The organism is Nocardiopsis suaedae (genome assembly GCF_027706745.1).
Classification (GTDB): domain Bacteria; phylum Actinomycetota; class Actinomycetes; order Streptosporangiales; family Streptosporangiaceae; genus Nocardiopsis_A; species Nocardiopsis_A suaedae.
The window spans coordinates 63,538-81,836 of sequence record NZ_JAQFWP010000013.1; the positions used below are offsets into that span (position 1 = coordinate 63,538).

At 74.5% G+C, this 18,299-nt stretch carries 20 protein-coding genes; 9 read left to right on the plus strand and 11 right to left on the minus strand.

Annotated features, from left to right (window positions below; all coding sequences use genetic code 11):
* Nucleotides 1-3: 3 nt before the first annotated feature.
* From O4U47_RS09445 to O4U47_RS09470, 6 genes are all read right to left on the minus strand, one after another.
* Complete coding sequence (locus O4U47_RS09445) at nt 4-1,377, minus strand: helix-turn-helix domain-containing protein (RefSeq protein ID WP_270677305.1); 1,374 nt, start codon at nt 1,375-1,377, stop codon at nt 4-6.
* A gap of 114 nt (nt 1,378-1,491) precedes the next feature.
* Nucleotides 1,492-2,610, minus strand: coding sequence for a GNAT family N-acetyltransferase (locus O4U47_RS09450; RefSeq protein ID WP_270677306.1), 1,119 nt, complete (start codon nt 2,608-2,610; stop codon nt 1,492-1,494).
* Nucleotides 2,607-3,611 carry a GNAT family N-acetyltransferase gene (locus tag O4U47_RS09455; RefSeq protein ID WP_270677307.1) on the minus strand — a complete coding sequence of 335 codons (1,005 nt, stop codon included), beginning with the start codon at nt 3,609-3,611 and terminating at the stop codon, nt 2,607-2,609. The genes O4U47_RS09450 and O4U47_RS09455 overlap by 4 nt, the downstream gene beginning before the upstream one ends.
* Nucleotides 3,611-4,501 carry a nucleoside-diphosphate kinase gene (locus O4U47_RS09460; protein ID WP_270677308.1) on the minus strand — a complete coding sequence of 297 codons (891 nt, stop codon included), beginning with the start codon at nt 4,499-4,501 and terminating at the stop codon, nt 3,611-3,613. The genes O4U47_RS09455 and O4U47_RS09460 overlap by 1 nt, the downstream gene beginning before the upstream one ends.
* A gap of 31 nt (nt 4,502-4,532) precedes the next feature.
* Complete coding sequence (locus O4U47_RS09465; RefSeq protein ID WP_270677309.1) at nt 4,533-5,300, minus strand: YqcI/YcgG family protein; 768 nt, start codon at nt 5,298-5,300, stop codon at nt 4,533-4,535.
* Nucleotides 5,297-6,052: a class I SAM-dependent methyltransferase gene (locus O4U47_RS09470; protein WP_270677310.1), complete on the minus strand. Its 756-nt coding sequence runs from the start codon at nt 6,050-6,052 to the stop codon at nt 5,297-5,299. The genes O4U47_RS09465 and O4U47_RS09470 overlap by 4 nt, the downstream gene beginning before the upstream one ends.
* 323 nt (nt 6,053-6,375) lie before the next feature.
* On the opposite strand from O4U47_RS09470, the gene O4U47_RS09475 reads away from it, so the two are divergent.
* Nucleotides 6,376-6,816: an HIT family protein gene (locus O4U47_RS09475; RefSeq protein WP_270677312.1), complete on the plus strand. Its 441-nt coding sequence runs from the start codon at nt 6,376-6,378 to the stop codon at nt 6,814-6,816.
* Nucleotides 6,816-7,736 carry a nucleotidyltransferase domain-containing protein gene (locus O4U47_RS09480; RefSeq protein WP_270677313.1) on the plus strand — a complete coding sequence of 307 codons (921 nt, stop codon included), beginning with the start codon at nt 6,816-6,818 and terminating at the stop codon, nt 7,734-7,736. The genes O4U47_RS09475 and O4U47_RS09480 overlap by 1 nt, the downstream gene beginning before the upstream one ends.
* 21 nt (nt 7,737-7,757) lie before the next feature.
* Here the strand turns inward: O4U47_RS09480 and O4U47_RS09485 are convergent, their stop codons facing one another.
* Nucleotides 7,758-8,552, minus strand: a complete 795-nt coding sequence (locus O4U47_RS09485; RefSeq protein WP_270677314.1) for an AfsR/SARP family transcriptional regulator — start codon at nt 8,550-8,552, stop codon at nt 7,758-7,760.
* 618 nt (nt 8,553-9,170) lie between these two features.
* Between O4U47_RS09485 and O4U47_RS09490 the strand changes: the two genes are divergently transcribed.
* The 3 genes from O4U47_RS09490 to O4U47_RS09500 are packed head-to-tail and all read left to right on the plus strand — an operon-like array spanning nt 9,171 to nt 11,189.
* Nucleotides 9,171-9,716: a TetR/AcrR family transcriptional regulator gene (locus O4U47_RS09490; RefSeq protein WP_270677315.1), complete on the plus strand. Its 546-nt coding sequence runs from the start codon at nt 9,171-9,173 to the stop codon at nt 9,714-9,716.
* Between the two features lies 1 nt (nt 9,717).
* Complete coding sequence (locus O4U47_RS09495) at nt 9,718-10,440, plus strand: ABC transporter ATP-binding protein (protein ID WP_270677316.1); 723 nt, start codon at nt 9,718-9,720, stop codon at nt 10,438-10,440.
* On the plus strand, nt 10,437-11,189 hold the full coding sequence (locus tag O4U47_RS09500) for an ABC transporter permease (protein ID WP_270677317.1): 753 nt from the start codon (nt 10,437-10,439) through the stop codon (nt 11,187-11,189). The genes O4U47_RS09495 and O4U47_RS09500 overlap by 4 nt, the downstream gene beginning before the upstream one ends.
* A 61-nt stretch (nt 11,190-11,250) precedes the next feature.
* Here O4U47_RS09500 and O4U47_RS09505 read toward each other — a convergent pair whose 3' ends face one another.
* Together O4U47_RS09505 and O4U47_RS09510 are read right to left on the minus strand one after the other, a co-directional pair.
* Nucleotides 11,251-12,096 (minus strand): alpha/beta fold hydrolase, encoded by an 846-nt coding sequence (locus tag O4U47_RS09505; protein ID WP_270677318.1) that lies wholly within the window; start codon nt 12,094-12,096, stop codon nt 11,251-11,253.
* A 45-nt stretch (nt 12,097-12,141) separates the two neighbouring features.
* Nucleotides 12,142-12,807, minus strand: coding sequence for a DUF4097 family beta strand repeat-containing protein (locus O4U47_RS09510; protein ID WP_270677319.1), 666 nt, complete (start codon nt 12,805-12,807; stop codon nt 12,142-12,144).
* Between the two features lie 228 nt (nt 12,808-13,035).
* On the opposite strand from O4U47_RS09510, the gene O4U47_RS09515 reads away from it, so the two are divergent.
* Nucleotides 13,036-13,806, plus strand: coding sequence for a GbsR/MarR family transcriptional regulator (locus O4U47_RS09515; protein ID WP_270677320.1), 771 nt, complete (start codon nt 13,036-13,038; stop codon nt 13,804-13,806).
* Nucleotides 13,807-13,812: 6 nt separating this feature from the next.
* On the opposite strand, the gene O4U47_RS09520 is transcribed toward O4U47_RS09515, so the two are convergent.
* Nucleotides 13,813-14,916, minus strand: a complete 1,104-nt coding sequence (locus O4U47_RS09520; protein ID WP_270677321.1) for a serine/threonine-protein kinase — start codon at nt 14,914-14,916, stop codon at nt 13,813-13,815.
* Between the two features lie 497 nt (nt 14,917-15,413).
* Here O4U47_RS09520 and O4U47_RS09525 point away from each other — a divergent pair, with 497 nt between their 5' ends.
* The 3 genes from O4U47_RS09525 (at nt 15,414) to O4U47_RS09535 (ending at nt 17,102) form a co-directional block, all read left to right on the plus strand.
* Nucleotides 15,414-15,872, plus strand: a complete 459-nt coding sequence (locus tag O4U47_RS09525; protein ID WP_270677322.1) for a hypothetical protein — start codon at nt 15,414-15,416, stop codon at nt 15,870-15,872.
* Nucleotides 15,873-15,887: 15 nt separating this feature from the next.
* Nucleotides 15,888-16,325, plus strand: coding sequence for a hypothetical protein (locus O4U47_RS09530; RefSeq protein ID WP_270677323.1), 438 nt, complete (start codon nt 15,888-15,890; stop codon nt 16,323-16,325).
* A 192-nt stretch (nt 16,326-16,517) separates the two neighbouring features.
* Nucleotides 16,518-17,102 (plus strand): LOG family protein, encoded by a 585-nt coding sequence (locus tag O4U47_RS09535; RefSeq protein WP_270677326.1) that lies wholly within the window; start codon nt 16,518-16,520, stop codon nt 17,100-17,102.
* Between the two features lie 270 nt (nt 17,103-17,372).
* On the opposite strand, the gene O4U47_RS09540 is transcribed toward O4U47_RS09535, so the two are convergent.
* Nucleotides 17,373-18,290 carry an alpha/beta fold hydrolase gene (locus O4U47_RS09540; RefSeq protein WP_270677327.1) on the minus strand — a complete coding sequence of 306 codons (918 nt, stop codon included), beginning with the start codon at nt 18,288-18,290 and terminating at the stop codon, nt 17,373-17,375.
* Nucleotides 18,291-18,299: the final 9 nt, after the last annotated feature.

The following is an 18,299-nucleotide window of genomic DNA, read 5'->3' on the forward strand; positions in this document are numbered from 1 at the left end:
GGGTCAGTACCAGAGCCGGTCCTCGGCCACGTACCGGTCGATGCCGTCGGCGGCCATGGCCCCCAGGGCGAACCGCACGTCGGGGGTGACCGCGCCGCGGATGCGCAGCAGCAGCAGGCGGGGCGCCGCTCCGCCCTCGGGCGCCGCCAGGGACAGGGGGACGCCGGGGACGGCGTAGGCCGAGTCGCCCGGTTCCAGCCGCTCGCTGTGGCTCCGGCCGTCGCGGGTCCAGGAGGCGGTGACGGGGGCGTCCCCCAGGACGTAGGCGTACTGGTGCTGGTGGGTGGTGAGCGGCGGCCCCTCCTCCCCGGTGAGCACCTCCACCTCCAGGGCGCTGGTGTGGGGGTGCAGGGGGTCGCCCGCCAGTTCGGCGATGCGGTAGGACGGGCGGCGGGCGTCGGGGTAGGTCCAGCGGCGCACGTCGGCCCCCTTGCGCACCCGTACCCCGTCACGGGCCCGGGTGGAGGGGGCGAGCAGCTCCCGGACGGGGACGCCCAGGGCGGGGGCGAGCGCCGCCAGCTCGGACCATTCGGCCCGCCCGGCGCCCGTGCACAGGGTGTGGACACGGTCGGGGGACAGGCCGCTGCGCCGGGCCAGTTCCCCCTCGGACATGGCGCGCGCCCGCAGGAACGAGGCGAGCAGCGCCCCGTCGGCCCCGCTGGGCAGGGCCAGGTCCCCGGCCGCGTCCGTGCCGAGGGCGGCGATCTCCCGCTGGGCGTCGCCGGTGAGGTCCCCGCCGTAGGTCAGGGCGAGGATGTAGGCGGGTTCGGCGTCGCTGCGCGCGGCGAAGGAGTGCGGGCCGAACGGCAGCCCCCACACCGAGTCCCCGGTGGTCATCGGCACGCAGTGCCGCACGCCCTCCCACTCGTGGTAGTAGTTCACCGGCCCGACGAAGTAGGTGAACTGGTAGAGCAGGTGGCCCTTGTTCCATTCGACGGCCGGGTTGCCGGGCTCGTCGTCGTCCACGGTCCGCAGCATGCGGATCCACTCGGGCCGGTAGGAGGACAGCCGGGACATCGCGGTGTCCCGGTACTCGTAGTAGGGGCCGCCGCCGCGCTCGATCACGCGGGAGGTGGCGGCCGACTCCTTGGCGCGGCAGACGCGCACCCCGGTCGGGGCGTCGTCGCGCACCGGGAGCAGGTCGCGCTCGTTGACCGGCCAGACGCGGGCGGCGCGCTCGATCAGCTCCCAGGTGACGGGCCGTCGCCCGGAGGTGTACTCGGCGAACGCGCCCGGCGCCAGGGAGAGGTCGGCTTCGGCGTCGCGGTCGTTGCGCTTCAGGTCGTTGGCGGTCGAGCGCAGCAGGGCGGCGGCCCTGGCCTGCAGGTCGTCGCCGAGGGCGGACCCGGGCGCGGTGTCGGACGCGGTGTCGGGCATGCGGACCTCCATCTCGGTTCCCGGTGGGGAGGGCGGCGCGGGGCGCCGGGGCGGGTCGGTGGACGGCACGGTCGGGGGGCGGCACGGTCGGTGGACGGCACGGTCGGGCGGCGGTCAGGGCGGGGCGGGGGCCGTCGGGGCCGGTTCGGACAGCAGGGCGGCGGCCTGCCGCAGCTCGTCGGCGTGCGCGGGGTCCAGGGCCACGGCGTGGCCGCGCACCGGCGCCGGGGTGCAGCCGCGCAGCAGCTTGCCCTGCGCGTGCCCGATGCCGTAGTCGATCTCGTCCAGCAGCGACCGCCCGGTGTGGTCGACGACGGCGTAGTAGGCGGCCATGAAGTGCGCGAACGGCAGCCGCTCGGCGGCCTCGGAGGCGCCGGAGTAGACGACGTGCATCGTCCGCCCGGTGCGCACGGCGACGCAGGAGGAGAGCAGCTCTCCGTCGTGGCGGGCCCCGTAGGCGGTCAGGCCGGGGCCGAACTCGGCGAGGAGCCGCTCCAGCCTCCCCCGTTCGGCCTCGGCGTCGGCGCGCTGGCCGTAGCGCTCGAGCAGAGAGCACCGGCCGTGCAGGATGCGGTCGAATTCGGCGTGCGGGTCGACCCGCACGGCCTCGACCCCCGCCTCCTCGGCGCGGCGCCGCTCCCGACGCACCTCGCGGCGGCGGGCCGAGGGCAGACCGGCCAGGTAGGACTCCCAGCCGTCCCACCACACCGGCATCGCGCACCGCTCCGTCAGCGGGAAGGACACGCCACCGAGCCCTGCCACCGCCTTCTCGGCCGCCGCACCGCGGGTGTACAGCACGTACAGCGCGGCCATCCCGTTGGCCCGGCCCCACGCGGCGGCGCCGCTCAGGCAGCGCCCGACCGCCTCGGCCCGGTCGGCGCTGCGACCGGCCGGGTCGCCCAGGTACCCGGGGGCGACCAGCACCAGTGCCGGCAGCGCGCGGGCGGGTGCGTCCGGCAGCTCCGCCAGGCGCCGCGCCCGCCGCCCGGGATCGGCCACCGGGAAGACCGGCGGGTCACGCCAGAGGACGGCGCGGGGGTTGTAGGCCTCGTAGGCGTCCGGGTCGGTGACGACGGCGCCGAAGAAGCCCACGTCGCCTCCGTCGGTGACGGTGTAGGGCGCGCCGGGCAGGCGCCCGCCCATCGCCCGCAGCCAGGCGGGGCTCTGCAGCGGGGAGCCGTGCTCCAACAGGGACCAGGCCTTCTCGTCGAACCCGGGGACGACGGCGGTCATCCGACCACCCGCCCCAGGCGCACCGGCCGCAGCCCGTACCGGGTCTTGAACTCGTCGTTGCGCCGCCCGAACTCCAGTACGGGCAGGCCCGTGCCCAGCCCCGCCTCCATCTCGGCGGCGAAGAGCACGTACTGCGGGCTCCAGTTCAGCTCCCGCGGGTAGAGGCACCCGCCCGCCCAGAAGTGCGCCGAACGCCGGTCCAGCAGGCAGATGGAGGCGGCGAGCAGGGTGCCGTCGAGTTCCAGGCGCAGAATGCGGCAGTCCTCGCCGAGCGCGCGCAGCAGCGCCTCCAGCTCGTCGGGCGGGTAGTAGCCCGGGGCGTGCTTGTCCGCGGTGGCCAGGCACAGGTCGAGCACGTCCCGCCGCAGCGCCCGGTCGGGGGTGTCGAACCGGACCACCGCGCCCGCGTCCGCGGCGCGCCTGCGGTAGAGGCGCATGGTGCGGCGGGACGAGCGCCCCACCCCGGCGAGGTGGTCGTCCACCGAGGCCGGTCCCGGGTCGCGGGGCAGGCGGTAGCGGGGCGTGGTCTCCTGCGGTTCGAGCCCGATCCCCTCCAGCGCCGCCGCCAGGTCCCCGCCGAGCGGGATGTTGACCAGGCCCCAGGTGTCGGCCCCGGTCTCGGCGGCCAGGTCCGCCAGCGCCTCCCACAGCGGCCCGACCAGCCCGGGGCCGACGGGCACGCGGGAGGGCAGCGCCGTCTCATAGCAGTGCCACATGTGCCCGGCCAGGATCCGCACGGCGGGGGCGTCCGGATCGGCCGCGAAGGGGTCGGCGGTGTGCGCGAGGTAGAGCGGCAGCACCGCCGCCGGCTCGCCGGATCCGTCCCGGGCCACCAGGTAGAACGCCTTGGACCCGGCGGTCAGCGGCCGCTCCTCGATGCTGCGGAGGAAGCCGCGGCCGTAGAAGACCGAGGAGTCCGCGGCCAGGCGCTCCCAGGCGCCGCGCCCGATCCGCCCGATCGTGTCCTCGACCGTGACCCGCATCCGCGCCGCGGCCCCCATCAGGCCGCCGCCTCCGCCCCGACGGCGCCGCGGTCGCGTGCGGGCGGGAAGTACAGCGAGGTCTCCAGGACCAGGTGCTCCCAGGCGTCGGGGCGCACCCCGATCCGCTCCAGCTCCTCCAGCACGGTGCGCATCCGCACCCGGTCCTGCCAGTCCGGGGTGAACTCGCAGCGCAGCACCTCGGCCAGCGGGCCGCGCACGTGCCCGGCCACCAGGTCGGCCAGCGCGTCCCCGGCGCCGGGGCGGCCGAGCGCCGACCGGTCGGGGAAGGCGGCCCCGGCCCGGGTGCGCACCCCGGCGGGCAGGTCCTCCCAGAGCGCCAGCAGCGCCCGGGTGCGCACCCCGGCCAGGACGGCGTCGAACCCCCGGCGCTCCTCGGCCCCGCCGCCGCCCAGCCCGCACAGGTAGGCGGCGTCCGCGCCGTCCGCGTCGGCGGGGGACAGGCCGAACACCCCGGCCTCGCGGGCCGACTCCTGCGGGCCGTCCGAGGAGTGCATGAGCCCGAGAACGCTGTTGACGGCGCCGAAGTCGGCGCGGATGGTGCCGGGGGCGGCGCGGTGCGGGTGCTGGTGGCCCTTGCGCTCGGCGAGCGCCCGGTGCGGGTCGCCGTGGCGGTCGGCGCCCCGGCACAGCAGCGCCAGCGACGGGCCGGAGGAGAACAGGGCGTCCACCAGCCGGTAGCGCCAGGTCTGCCACTGGCCCGCGATCACGTCGGCGTACAGGTCGTCGATCATCTCCGGGTCGGCGCGCACCAGGCGCGCCGCCGCCGGGCGGAAGCCCTCGGCGGCCAGGCGCTCGGCCATCCGCCCCTGCAGCCCCCGGTGCAGCGCGTCCGGGCTGATCAGCACGAACACGTGCCGTTCCCAGAAGCGCTCGTCGGTCTCGCCCATGGTTGCTCCTCTCTGCGCGCGGGTGCCCCCGCTAGGCGGTGCGCCCGCCGGGGCGGGGCGCGGGCGGGCGGAAGGGGCAGCCCTGCGGGTCCGCGACCGCCGTGTCGTCGGGAAGCGCGTACTGGCGCCACTTGTGGGTGGAGGACCGGCGGGGGTCGCCCATGTGGGGGTGCGGGGCGACCGCGTCGTATCCGGCCAGCCCGGCGCGGACCCGGCGCTTGGCCGACCGCCCGGCCGGGGTCGACCCGCCGATCCCCTCGAAGACGCGGCGGGTCTGGAAGACGAGGGTCAGACAGGGGCCCAGATCACGGCTGCGGCGGGCGCCGTAGGCGGGGCTGCCCATGAAGGTGAACCAGGGCTCCCCGGCGAAGCACCACTGCCAGGCCGGGTCGGACGGATCGGACGGGACGTCGGGCGGCCACGGGTCCCGGTCCCGTGCGCTCAGGCCCTCCAGCAGCGCCCAGAACCGGGCCGTGTCCTCCTCCAGGGACGGATGTTCGCGCGGCGGTCCGGCGAAGACGATGAGCGACTTGCGCGGCGCCCCGGTCCAGGCCTCGTCGCGGAAGGCGCGCACGGTCCGGGCCAGGGCGTCCGGTCCGTGGTGGGGGAGGCGGTCGTCGACCGCGGCGAAGCGGTTGTCGCCGCGGCGCTGGCCGCGCACCCCGAAGTAGCAGGGGTGCTCCGGCCCGGTGGCCGTCATCCGGGCGTCGAAGACCGCGTGCGCGTCCACCAGCCAGTCCCAGGGGGCGGGGCCGCCGTCGGCCGCGGTGATCTCCTCCGACCGCCACGGCCCGCTCATCGCCCGCCCTCCTGCGCCTGCGCCAGCACCACGGCCGTCCGGCCGTCGGCGCGCAGCGGCGCCCGGGAGAAGTCGCCCCACATGTCCAGCAGGCGCCACCCGGCCGCCTCCAGGTCCCCGGGGATGTCCTCGGGCCACAGGAAGCGGAACGGCAGCGGCGGGCCGTACACGCGGTCGGTGACCGCGCCCGAGGCGTCCAGCCGCTCGAAGCGGATGCCCAGCTCCACCCGGCCGTCCGCGAGGTCCACCACGCGGGTGGTGTCCTCCCAGCGCACCGCCGGGTGGGCGAAGCGCTCCACGACCACGGCGTCGCGCGCGGCCAGCTTGGCCGCGTCGGGCAGGGCCGCGTCGAAGGCCAGCAGGCCGCCCGGCGCGGTGTTGGCGCGCACGTTGGCCAGCACCCGGCGCAGGTGGCCGCGGGTGGCGACGTGGTTGAACGTGTTGAGCGCGGCGTAGGACAGCGCCGCGGGCGCCGGGAGGGTGTACTCGGCCAGGTCGGCCTCGATGAGGCGGATCCGGTCGCCGACGCGCTCGCGGCACCGCTCCAGGGCCCGGCCGGAGCCGTCGACGCCGGCGCCGGGGCGGACGGTCCGGGCGACGCGCCCGTCGCCGATGCCGAGTTCGACCACCGGCCCCCGGGCGCCCTCGGCCAGGCCGCGGTAGAAACCGGCGTCCGGCAGGTCGATCCGGTCGTTGACCTCGGCGAAGCGGTCGGCGAGCAGCTCGAACGCCATGAGTTCCTCAGTGGGCACGGCACCTCCTGCGGGAAGGGACGCCGATCACCCTGCCAATCGGCCCTTGACAGCGCCTTGCATTCGCCATGACGGACACTTGCACCCGTGGTCGGAAGGCGATTTTCCATTCCGCTCTGGACGCCCCGGTGACGGTCGGGTAAGAAGGGGTGGACGAACGGGATCCCCGATTTTCCGGCCCCCTCGGACGGGAACACGCCGAAACGCCGCCGGAATGGCCGGACGGCCCCCGGAAACGGGAATCGAAAGGGAATCCCTGATTCCAGCCCCGGCAATCCGTGAATTGGGTGGTGATCGTGGCGGACTGCATCATGTGCCGCGGCGTGGACGCAGACCCGGACCTGATGCGGGTCCAGGTGTGGGAGGACGAGAACTGGAGGCTGACCACGGCCGTCGTCGGCGAAGCCCCCGGATTCTCCTTCCTGGAGCCCAAGCGCCACATCCGCTATGTGCACGAGCTCGACGGCGAGGCGGCGGCGACGTTCGGCACGGTCCTGGCCGAGAGCACCGCCGCCATCAAGGAGGCGACCGGCGCCGAGCTGGTCTACGTCTACATCTTCGGCGGGTCCTTCGACCACCTGCACGTCCATTTGGCGCCGCAGGCCGCGGACGGCCCCTTCAACGACTGCATGCTCAAGGGCGCGATCGTGGAGAAGGTCCTGGACAACGGGGCGGTGGTGCAGAGCAGCGAGGACTACCCGCTGCTCCCCGACGCCGACCTGCGGGACGCGGCCGAGGCCGTCCGCGCCGCGCGGAGCCGCTGATGGGCGCCCCGGCCGCCGCGACCGCCGCCGAGGCGCTGGACTCCCTGCCCGGCGGCGTGGTGCGGGCGCTCGCCGCCCGCGGCATCGCCCCGGACGACCTGGACGCGGCCCGCGTCCTGGACCCGCGCCCGGCCCAGGCGGTGCTGCTCACCGGCTCCTACGCCACCGGCGAGTTCAACCCCACCTCCGACCTGGACCTGCTGGTGCTCACCGACGGGTCCGCCCCGGCCCGGCCGCCGGGCGCCACCAACCACCCCTCCACCTTCGGCGACAGCTTCGACACGGTCGTGGGCGGGCTGGTGGTCAACACCGAGTACGTGGACCGGTCCCGCGCCGACGAGCTGTCCCGGGTGGTGGCCGGGGCGGCCGGCGCGCCCTCCGGCGCGGCGGCGCCCCCGGACCTGCCCAACCTGCAGCCGCTGGAGGTGCGGCTGGTCCAGCGCCTGTCCATCGGAGTCCCGCTGTACGGCGGCGGCCTGGTCGAGCGGCTCCGCCCCGGCCTGGGCGAGGAGACCGTGCGCGCCTCGGCGGCGGCCCTGAACTTCGTGATGGCGCTGAGCCTGCTGGAGGACACCACGGTGCTGCCGTCCCCGGCGCGGGAGCTGATGTGCCGGAGCGCGGGCGAAGCGCTCCTGCTCAGCGCGATCAACGCGTTCGGGCCCATCACCTACGACGTCAAGCACCTGTGCTCGCGGGCCGCCGCGCTGGCCGCCCGCCCCGGGGCGCCGGCGGTCGCCGCCGACCGCGAGCGCGCCCTGTTCGCCGACCGGCTCGCGCACACCGAGGCGCTCGACCTGCTCCTCGGACACGCCGAGGACCTGTACGCCCGGCTGGCGGGGGGCGGCGCGCCCGACGCGGCCGCCCCGATGCTGCGGCCCTTCCGCGGGCAGTGGGCGTGGACGGGGCGGGCCTTCGCCTGAGGGCCCACCCCGTCCGGGACATCACACCCGGCGCCGGATGATGTCCATGTGCGCCCGGGACAGCTCGGGGGAGACGTCGAGGCCGAGCTCCTCGACCAGGCGCGAGCGCGTCTGGCGGAACACCTCCACCGCCTCGGCCTGCCGCCCGTCGGCGTACAGCGTGTACATCAGGCGGGCGGCCAGGCGCTCGCGCATCGGGTTCTCCTCCCACGCCTTGCGGAGGAGCGGGTCGGCCCCGCAGTCGCGGAGCCGCAGCCGGGCCCCGGCCCGCTCCTCCAGGACGGTGAGCCGCAGCGCTCCCAGCCGGTCCGCCTCGTGCCGGGCGAACGCGTACTCGTGCAGGTCGGCGAAGGGGGAGCCGGCCCACATGTCCAGTGCGCGGTCGAAGTGGCCCACGGCCGAGTCCGGCCGGCCGCGCCGCAGCTCGGCGAAGCCCTCGTCGGCGGCCCGTTCGAAGCGGGCCGCGTCCACCGCGTGGCGGGGCAGGCACAGGCGGTAGGCCGAGCCCCGGCGCCGCAGCGCCTCCTTTCCCCCGAGCTGGGCGCGCAGCCGGGACACGTAGCTGTGCAGGGAGACCTTCACCGAGGGGGGCGGGGCGTCCCGCCAGACCTCGTCCACGATCTCGTCCGCGGACACGTGCCGTCCGATGTTCGCCAGCAGGACCCCCAGGATCGCGCGCTGCTTCTGCCCTCCCAGGGCGAGAGGGACCCCGTCGCGCGCGGCCTCGACGGCCCCGAGGACCCGGACGTCGAGGTGGAGGCCGGTTCGCTCTCCCTCGTTCCGAGGGGCGGGATGCGTCACGTACATGGCGTCCATTGCGCCTTTCGTTCAATGTCCGTGCTGCGGTACCGCACGGGATCGCCGTGCGGATCGTCGCCCCCTTCCGGAGCAGGTACCGCCCCGGTCGGGCACCTGAAAAGCGGTGGGCACCGCGGCGCGGACGCATTGGCGGCGACCGGGGCGCACTCCGGCGCCCCACCCCCGTTGCCCCGCCCGCTCGGCCGCACGATTTCCTACCGGAAAATCAATTCATGAACTGTGCATTAATTCGCGGTTATTGAGCATTATGTCAGGGTTGCGTAGCACCTGGAGGGGGACAAGGGCCCAGGCCGATGACGGTCACCGGCTTTAATCGCGCCCGAAACCGGGAATGACGGTACTTCCATGCCCGTGCCCCGGGCTCCAGGCCGCCTCCGCCCGCGGACGGCGCACGGGAACCGTCGTACGCGCGGCCCCGACCGCGCACCATGATCACCGCCGGGGACGCCGGGCCCGCAGAGCGCCATAACGGCATGGCCACATGTCGACATGCCTCTCCACCGAAACCCGGATCGACCGGTCGGCGCCGTCGCCCCCTGGGCCCCGCCCGCCCTCTCCCGCGGCACGCGCCACAGCCCCTGCCCTCCTCGCGGTGTTAGTGACTAACATTGTCGTATGGACCGTTGGAGCCGCACGCATGAGGCGTTGAGGCGGGCCGCCCTGGAGCTGTTCACCGAGGACGGGTACGACGCCGCGAGCACGGCCCGGATCGCGGAGCGGGCCGGGGTGAGCGAGATGACCCTGTTCCGGCACTTCCCCTCCAAGGACGCCCTGCTGCTGGCCGACCCGTTCGACCCGCTGATGGCCGAGGCGGTGCGCGCCCGCCCCGCCGAGGAGCCGCCGATGCGGGCCCTGGCCGAGGGGATCCGGCGGGCATGGGCCGGGATCGACGCCGACAGCGCCCGCGACCTGCGCATCCGCCTGCGGATCATCGCGGAGGCGAGCAGCCTTCACGGGGCGCTCGAACGCAACAGCGGTGAGACGATCGCGGCGCTGGCCGGTGCGCTGGCGAAGCGGGGGGCCGCCGCGGCACCGGCGCGCGCCGCGGCGACCGCGATGGTCTCCGGGCTGAGCGTGGCCCTGCTGGAGTGGGCGCGCTCGGAGCGGTCGTCCCTCGACGACGCCCTGGGCCGCGCGCTGGACGTGTTGGGTGGTGGGTGAGGTGCTCGACTTCTCGGGCGTCGGCTTCCGGTTCCACGGGGGCACGGGCGTCGACGACCTGGCCTTCCATGTGGACCCGGGCGAGGTCGTGGCCCTGATCGGATTGAACGGGGCGGGCAAGACCACGCTGATGCGCCTCGCGCTGGGGATGCTCCGCCCGCAGCGGGGCCGGGTGCGGCTGTTCGGCGAACCTTCGGCGGACCTGCCCGACGCGGCGTGGGGGCGGGTCGGGGCGCTGGTCGAGGTGCCGCCGGCGTATCCGGAGCTGACGGTGCGGGAGAACCTGCGCATCGCCTGCCTGCTGCGCGGGGGCGACACCCGGCGCGTGGAGGAGGCCGTGGACCGATGGCGGCTCGCCCCGGTCGCGGACCGCCGCTTCCGGCGCCTGTCGCTGGGCGACCGGCAGCGGACCGGCCTCGCCGCCGCGTTGCAGCACCGCCCCCGGCTGGTCGTGCTCGACGAGCCGGGCAACGCACTGGACCCGGCGTCGGTGATCCTGCTGCGCGAACAGCTGTCCCGACGCGCGGGCGAGGGGGCGGCGATCCTGGTCAGCAGCCACCACCTGGACGAGGTGGCGCGGATCGCCGACCGCGTGCTGCTGATGAACCGGGGCCGCCTGATCGGCCGCCTCGACACCACCGGGGCCGACCTCGAACGCGCCTTCTTCGAACGCGTCCGCGAGGACGACGAGCGGCGCGACCGGGACGGGGAGGGGACACGATGATCACCGCCGTCCGCGTCGAGGCGCTCAAGCTGGCGCGCTCCCCGGTCGGGGGGACCGCCACCCTCGCCCTGGTCCTCGGCATCGTCGTGCTGCTGGCCGGGATCACGGCCGGGGTCGCGGGCGGCGACCCCCGGCTCATCGCCAAGGCGGGGCCCGCAGCGGCCCTGGACTGGGAGGGGCTGGTCGCGGGGGCGCACCAGATCGCCGCCGCCGCCGCGCTCCTCGGCTTCGGGTCCGTGCTGTCCTGGATGTTCGCCCGCGAGTTCACCGACCGCACGATCACCGGCCTGTTCGCGCTCCCGGTCGGCCGCGGGAGGATCGCCCTCGCCAAACTCACCGTCCACCTCCTGTGGGCCGTCCTCGTCGGGCTCGTCCTCCCGCTCGGTGTCGCCGCCCTGGGCCTCCTCCTCGGCTACGGCGCCCCGACCGCCGAGGCCGGGGGCGCGCTCGCACGGCTGTCGGCGCTGGTGGCGCTCACCGGGATCCTCGCCACCCCGGTCGCCTGGATCGCCACCGTCACCCGCTCCCTGCTCGCGGGCGTCGGCGGCACCATCGCCCTCGTCGCGATCGCGCAGGTCGGGGCGCTGGCCGGAGCCGGTGGCTGGATGCCGTTGGCGGCCCCGGCCCTCTGGGCGATGAGCGGCGGGGCCGCCGTGAACGCGGTCCAGCTCGCCCTGGTGCCCGTGTTCGGAGCCGCCTTCACCGTCCTGACCTGCGCGGCCTGGGCGCGGCTCCAGCTGACCCGGTGAAGCGCGCACGCCGACGCGCCGCCCCGACGGTGTCGGGGCGGCGCGGGCGGCGCGGCGCCCGTCAGTCGGCGGGAGCCTGGCCGTCGACGCCTGCGCGCCGGGCGGTGTCGGCCTCCCGCACGGCCCGGGCGACGGCGGCGGCGTCCTTCTTCAGGATCGCACCGTGGTTGCTGGGCACCTTGGCGCTGACCTCGATGTGCGGGTTGCGGGCGGTCACCTCGGCGAGGCTGGTGCGGATCCGCTCCTGCTCGTCGCCGCGGCTTCCGAAGGACGTCCCCGAGGCCACCACGTAGCGGGTGGGGACGGTGAGGGCGTCCAGCACCGGGGACAGCTCGCTCTCCAGGGAGAGGCGGCCGAGCTCGATGTTGCTGACCGCCATCTCCTCGGCGTTCATCCGCGGGAGCAGGCCCGTCGGCCGCAGCAGGGGCGACAGCCAGGCGACCCGCCGGAACAGCGTCCGGACGCGCTCCTCCATGGCCTCGTCCATCCAGTCGTAGGGGAAGGCGCCGTCGACCAGGACCGCGGCCAAGGCGCGCCCGGGGTTCCGGTTCGCCCAGTGCGCCGCGACGACCGCCCCGTAGGACCAGCCCACCACCAGGGCCTTCTCCACGCCGCGGGCCTCCAGGACGGCGTCGACGTCCCGGACCGCGGCCTCGAAGGAGTAGTCGGCCGACCGACCGGACTTCCTTCCCCGCGCGCGCTCGTCGTAGGTGATGTGGCGCCAGCCGGTGCCCAGCTCTGCGACGGTGCGCCGCCAGTAGCCCTGGGTGGCGAACTGGCCGTTGAGGTAGAGCACCGGGGTTCCGGCGCCGCCGGTGTCGGTGACGGCAAGGGCGGTGTCGTCGACCGGCACCATGCCGGACCACTGGCCTGCGTCGTTCGCGGTGTGCCCGGTGTGCTTCGTCATCGGTTCCTCCTCGTGGTCGTGCCGGTCGTCGTCCGTGCCCGTCCGCTACAGGGTGCGGGCGGTGATGTCGCCGTGGGAGGTCGTCGCACGGATGGCCAGGCCGGGGGCGCCGTCGGTGTTCTTGAGGGAGTTGTGGACGCGGCCGTGGGCGGTCCCGGCGTCCAGCGAGGCGGAGACCCCGGGGGCCGCGGCGACCGTCACGTCGCCCATCTGCGTGGACAGCACGACCGCGCCGGAGGCGGCCTCGTCGACGGTGACGTCGCCCTTCTGGGTGGTGACCTCCGCGGGGCCGGTCAGGCGGCCGACCGAGACGTCCCCGAAGGCGGTGAGGTGCGCACCCGCCGCCTCGTCGATCCGGACGGCGCCGCCCAGTCCCTGCCCGGCGACGCGGCCGAGCCGGCCGACCCCGCGGAACTCGGCGTAGGACGAGGTCGCGTCGACGTCGGAGCCGGTGGGCACCTGGATCGTGACCTCGACGGCGCCCGTGGGACCGACGTGCCGGTTCGCCGCCCCGGGGCCGGTGACCCGCAGGACGCCGTCGCCGAACGCGACCCCGGTCTGCTCGGCCGCCTTCGCGTCGCGCCCCTTCGAGGCGTCGGCGGGGCGGATGTCGACGGTGGTGTCGGCGCGGTCGGCGGCGACGACCTGGATGCGCCCGGCGGGGATGTCGATGACCGCGGTGACGGGGGCGGGGGTGGTGAAGGTCTGCATCGTGGTCTCCTGCGTTCGCTCGTCGTTTCCGATGAACGAAACGCTACGTTGCCTTCACGGTCCAGGCAATGCCATCGTTGCGATGGAATCTCAAATCTGCAGGTCAGATAAATATAATCATTGCGTCGAGCAAGAGACTAACGCAATGCACACCTCGCCGATCGTTGCGTTGGACGGCGAAGTAACGCTACGCTGGCGGCATCGGGCCCACACGGAGGGGGAGACAGGGTGTCGGGAAGCAGGCTCACTCAGCAGGAGCGGCAGCAGATCGCGCTGGGGCTGGCCGACGGGCTGGCCTTCGCGGAGATCGCCAGGCGCCTGGAGCGGCCCACGTCGACGGTCACCCGCGAGGTCATGCGCAACGGCGGCCCCAACGGCTACCGCTCGGACCTGGCCCAGCGCGCCAGCGAGCGCCGGGCCCGGCGCGGCAGGCCCACCCGGCCCCAGGGGCAGGAGGCGCGGGCCCGGGGTGAGGGAGCCGACGACGCGGCCGTGCGCGAGTACGAGGAGGAGTTCACCACGCTCCTCATGCAGCAGGGCCTGCCCAAGATGGCGGCCGGGGTGCTGGCCGCGCTGTTCACCTCGCCGACCGGCAGCCTCACCGCCGCGGAACTCGTCCGGCACCTGGGGACGAGCCCGGCGTCGGTCTCCAAGGCCGTCGCGAGCCTGGACGAGCTCGGCCTGGTCACCCGTGAACGCGACCAGGGGCGCCGCGAGCGCTACATCGTCAACGACGACGTCTGGTACCGGTCGACGGTCGCCGGGGCCCACGGCCTCGCGCAGATCTCCGCGATCGCACGGAAGGGGATCGGGGTCCTCGGCCGCGACACCCCGGCGGCGACCCGCCTGGAGAACATCGCGCGCTTCAGCGACTTCGTCAGCGAGAGCATCCTCCGCGCCGCCGAACAGGCACGTGAGGTCCTCCACACGGGCCCGGTGGAGCCGTCAGGGGACACGGCCGCGCCGGACCCCCGGGAAGGGGTCACCGGCGACGGGTGAACGGCCTCACGGCGGCGTTCCCGGAGGTTCGACGCGAGTCGCGTGCCGGGAGAGGACCTCGGTGAGGGCCTCGGAGGACCCCGTCCCGTCCGGCCTCCCCGGGTCGGACGAGAACAGGGGACGGCACACGGCGAGCACGCGGTCCAGGGCGGGGCGCTCGGCCGGGTCCTTGGCCAGACAGGCGTCGACCAGCTCCTTGAGGGGGCCGGCCAGCCCGGCCAGGTCGGGCTCGGAGTAGACGACGCGGTGGGTCACCGCGTACGCCGGGCCTTCGCCGAAGGGGCTGCGCCCGCTCGCGGCGAAGGCCAGGACGCACCCGAGGGAGAACACGTCGGATGCCGGTCCCACCTCCTGCCCGGTCACCTGCTCCGGCGACATGAACGCGGCGGTGCCCAGAACGGTGGAGGTCCGAGTGGCCGACGTGGAGTCCAGGGCGCGGGCGATGCCGAAGTCGATCACCCGGGGCCCATCCGGGGACAGGACGACGTTCCCGGGCTTGAGGTCCCGGTGGACCAGCCGACAGCCGTGCACCGCCTTCAGGCCTTCGGCCAGGCCCGCGCCCAGCGCCGCGACCGGGGCCGCCGGAAGCGGTCCGTGCCCCTGCACCACCTCCTGCAGGGAGGGGCCGGGGATGTAGGCGGTGGCCAGCCAGGGCGGAGTGCCGTCGGGATCGGCGTCCACCACCTGGGCGGTGAAGAACCCGCCCACGCGCCGGGCGGCCTCGACCTCGGTCGCGAAGCGCCGCCGGAACTCCGGGTCGTCCGCCAGGCCGGGATGGACGACCTTCACCGCGACGGTGCGCCCGCCCGGGGAGTGGGCGAGGAACACCCGCCCCATGCCCCCGCCGCCCAGACGGCCGTGCACCCGGTAGGGGCCGATGTGCGAGGGATCGCCGGGGCCGTTCCGGGCGGTCGGCGCCGCGTCCGCCGCAACGGCCTCCGGTCCGCCGTTCGGCCCCGCCGCCACGGCCGCGGAGCGGCGCTCCGCTCCGCGGTTCCTCCAGAGCAGCACCGCAGTGGTGACGATGGCGACCACCACGACCGCGACGACGGTGATGAGCCAGAGGGGGAGGGGGAGAATCCTGGAGCCTTCGGCCGCCAAAGAGGACATGGGGAGACGCTAACCCCGCAGCCCCGTCCGCGGCGAGGGGCGGTCCCCGACCCCGCTCCTTCGTTGACGACCGCCCCCCTTCAGCTCCTCCGCCGCCCATCGGCGCCGGAGGCGCGGGGCCGCCGCTCTCCAGGTCCCGGCCGACGCGCTCGCAGATCTCCCCGCCGCCGGACAGGCACGCGAATCCCTCCACACGGGCCCCGGGGTCTCCTCCTCCACCACCGGTACCGGGTGAAATGCTTCCGGGGCGTCCGGGGCAAAGCGGATAAAACACCGGTGACCCGATCCGGCCATTTCGGCGTGCCCACTGGTGGCGCCGTCATCCACTGATCACCCGCCGTTGCCGCGCGACTCCCCTACGGGTAGGTTCGGCGTGTCGAATTCGGTCGAGCGCGAAGCAAGATCCATTTCCGTCCGCCGCGCACGCGGACCGGACGGGCGTTCGGCCTCCGATTCGCGTAAGCGACCCCACAGAATTCCACAGAGGAATACACGCGATGAGGAAATCCCCCACGCCCGGCCGCCGGCGCACCGTGGCGGCCGCCGCACTGATCGGCCTCACCCTCGGGCTGGCGACGCCGCCCGCGCTGGCCGCCACGGCCAGCGGCCCGCTGGGCTACATCGGCCCGATCTACGGCAAGAACTACACCAACCAGGCCGTGGTGAGCGACCAGAGCGTCAACTACAACCTCTACGCCGCCACCCGGAACAATTCCCGGAGCGGGAACCTGCCGACGGGGTACCTGGGAGCCCGGCCGCGCCTGTTCAAAGGGGGCTCCCTGTGCTCGCAGGGGGCCTGGTACTACAATTCGGGAACCGCGAGCGGGATCTCGACCTCACGGCACACCAACGGCTGCGGGCGCGGTTCGTACAATAGCTACGGAGTGACCCGCCACTACAACGGGAACGGGTACGACAACTACTACACGTTCCGCAGCCCCAATATCGGCTTCTAGGGATCCGGTGGAGAAATGAGGACCAAGCGCAGCAGGATGCTCACCGCGGTCTTCGGAACGGCCGCCTTCATCGCCGCCGGTGCGGTCGGAGCACAGGCCTCGTCGCTGATGCTCCCCGACGGCGGGCCCGCCCGGCCCGCCCCCTCGTACGCGACCAACGCCCAGGGGCAGACCTACGGTTCGGCCCTGGAGGCCCGGACCCCCCAGGAGGAGCCGGACCTGATCGAGGCCTACGGCGACGACGGAACGCTCGGCTACGTCAAGGCCGACGACCTCAAGGGCCCCGACCAGACGCGGGAAGAGGTCTTGGAGCACATCGACGCCCAGGAGAGGGACGCGATCCCGGACGTCCGGATCCCGCTCTATGAGCGCGACGGCACGACCGTCATCGGGACGTTCACGATCGACGGCTCGGACGCCTCCCGATCAGAGGAGACGGTCTCGGGAGACTGAGGAGGGTCGGCGTCCCGACCCCATCGGGACGTTCCGACGGAGCCCGGGCCGCTCCGGCCCGGGCTCCCTTGCGGGCGGCGGCCGAGTACTCTCCCCCGTCCCGGCCGGTCCCGCCCCGGCGCCGTGCCGGCACCGGTGGGTGGTGTACATGTGGTGGACCGGACCCTCCGCCGCACACCCCCGGAGACCTTCATGCGACGTGTCGCCATCTTTCTCGGCTCGGCCGACGGGCATGACCCCGCGCACGCCGAGCTCGCCGTCGGCGTGGGCAAGGAGCTGGCCCGACGCGGAATCGGCATCGTCTACGGCGGGGGCCGCAAAGGGCTGATGGGCGCGGTCGCGGACAGCGCGCTGAAGGCGGGCGGCGAGGTCGTCGGCGTCATACCGAAGAGCATGGTCGAACGGGAGTGGGCGCACGAGGACGTGACCGAGCTGATCACGTGCGATTCGATGCATGAACGCAAGGCGCTGATGGCCGACCGCTCCGACGCCTTCCTCGCCCTGCCCGGAGGGCTCGGCACCTTGGAGGAGATCTTCGAGGTGTGGTCGTGGCGCCAATTGGGCTTCCACTCCAAGCCGGTCGGGTTCCTCGATGCCGGGGGCTTCTGGACACCCCTGCTCGACGCGCTGCAGGGGCTCGTCGACTCCGGGTTCCTCGCCGCCGCCACACTGCAGGACGCCGCCGTCGCCCCCGACCTGCCCGGCCTCTTGGCCGAGTTGGAGGAACGGATGCGCAGCACCCCGCGGCCCGCCCACGGACCGGAGGGAGCCGGCTGAGCCTCAGGTGGGGGATCACCGGCCGCCCCCTCCCGGGCGTCGGCGTCCTCCCCGGACCCGCGTGCCCTCAGGGCGAGAGGTTCCCCGGGCCGACATGCGGGGAAGGAGACGTGCCTCTGAACCCGCATGTCGACTCCCCGGTGGGCACAGTGCGCGCGGAGATCGATGTGCACGCGAATCCGCTTGTCGACTCCGCACATGTCGACAAGCGGACCGCATGCGGGCACCCCCACCGCCCTGGTCGGGGTGCCGGTCCGAGGGCCGACGGGCTCAGGCGGCGGCCTTGTCGGTGACGCGCCGGACGGCGTCCAGGGCGACGTCGGGCTGGTCGGTGTGGATGTAGTGGCCGCTCTCCTCGGCGGTGCTCAGCTCACTGTCCTCGGAGACCGCCAGCCACTTCTCCTGGCCCTCCGTCCACACGCGCTCCAGGTCGTCGCCGTACTCGGGGACCTCGCCCAGGTAGGGGACCCCGTGCTGGATGACCTCGGTCGGGATGTCGCCCGCCGAGCGCACCTCCGGGTCGCTGTCGATGGTGATCATCTCCGGGTTCTCCCCGCCGAACAGGGCGACGTTCTGCGCGCGCACCTCGGCGCCCTCGCCCTCGGCGGACTCGGGGATGACCCCGGTGATGTCGTCGATCATCGTCGGGGAGGTGGCGTCCAGCAGCACCAGTCCGGCGACCTCGTCCTTGTGGTCGGGGGCGTAGCGGGCGGCGATCAGCCCGCCCAGCGAGTGGCCCACCAGGACGACCGGGCCGTCCGGGGCGACGTCCTCCAGCACCGCGGTGAGGGTCTCTCCGGCGTCGGCGATGCTCTGCGCCCCCTTCGGCGCGTCGCTCCCGCCCTCGCCGAACCGGTCGTAGGAGCAGACCCGGTCCTTCTCGCTCACGGCCTCCTGCAGGTCGGCCATCGTGTCCAGCCCGTCGCCCATCCCGGGCATCAGGACGACGACGGGCCGCTCGTCCGCGGGGCCGCCGGAGCAGGAGACGTTCACGTCGCCGCCGTCGGTGCCGAGCATCTTCGTCCCGGTGAACAGCTCCCCGTTGTTCGCCACGTCGTCGGCGGCGGACTCCAGGTCTGCCTTGACCTCGTCCATCCCCGCGCCGACGTCGTCGGCGACCGTCCCGCACCCGGCGAGGACGGTGGAGAACAGGGCGGTCAGGGCGGTCACCCGGATGGTGCGGGACATAGGGGGCCT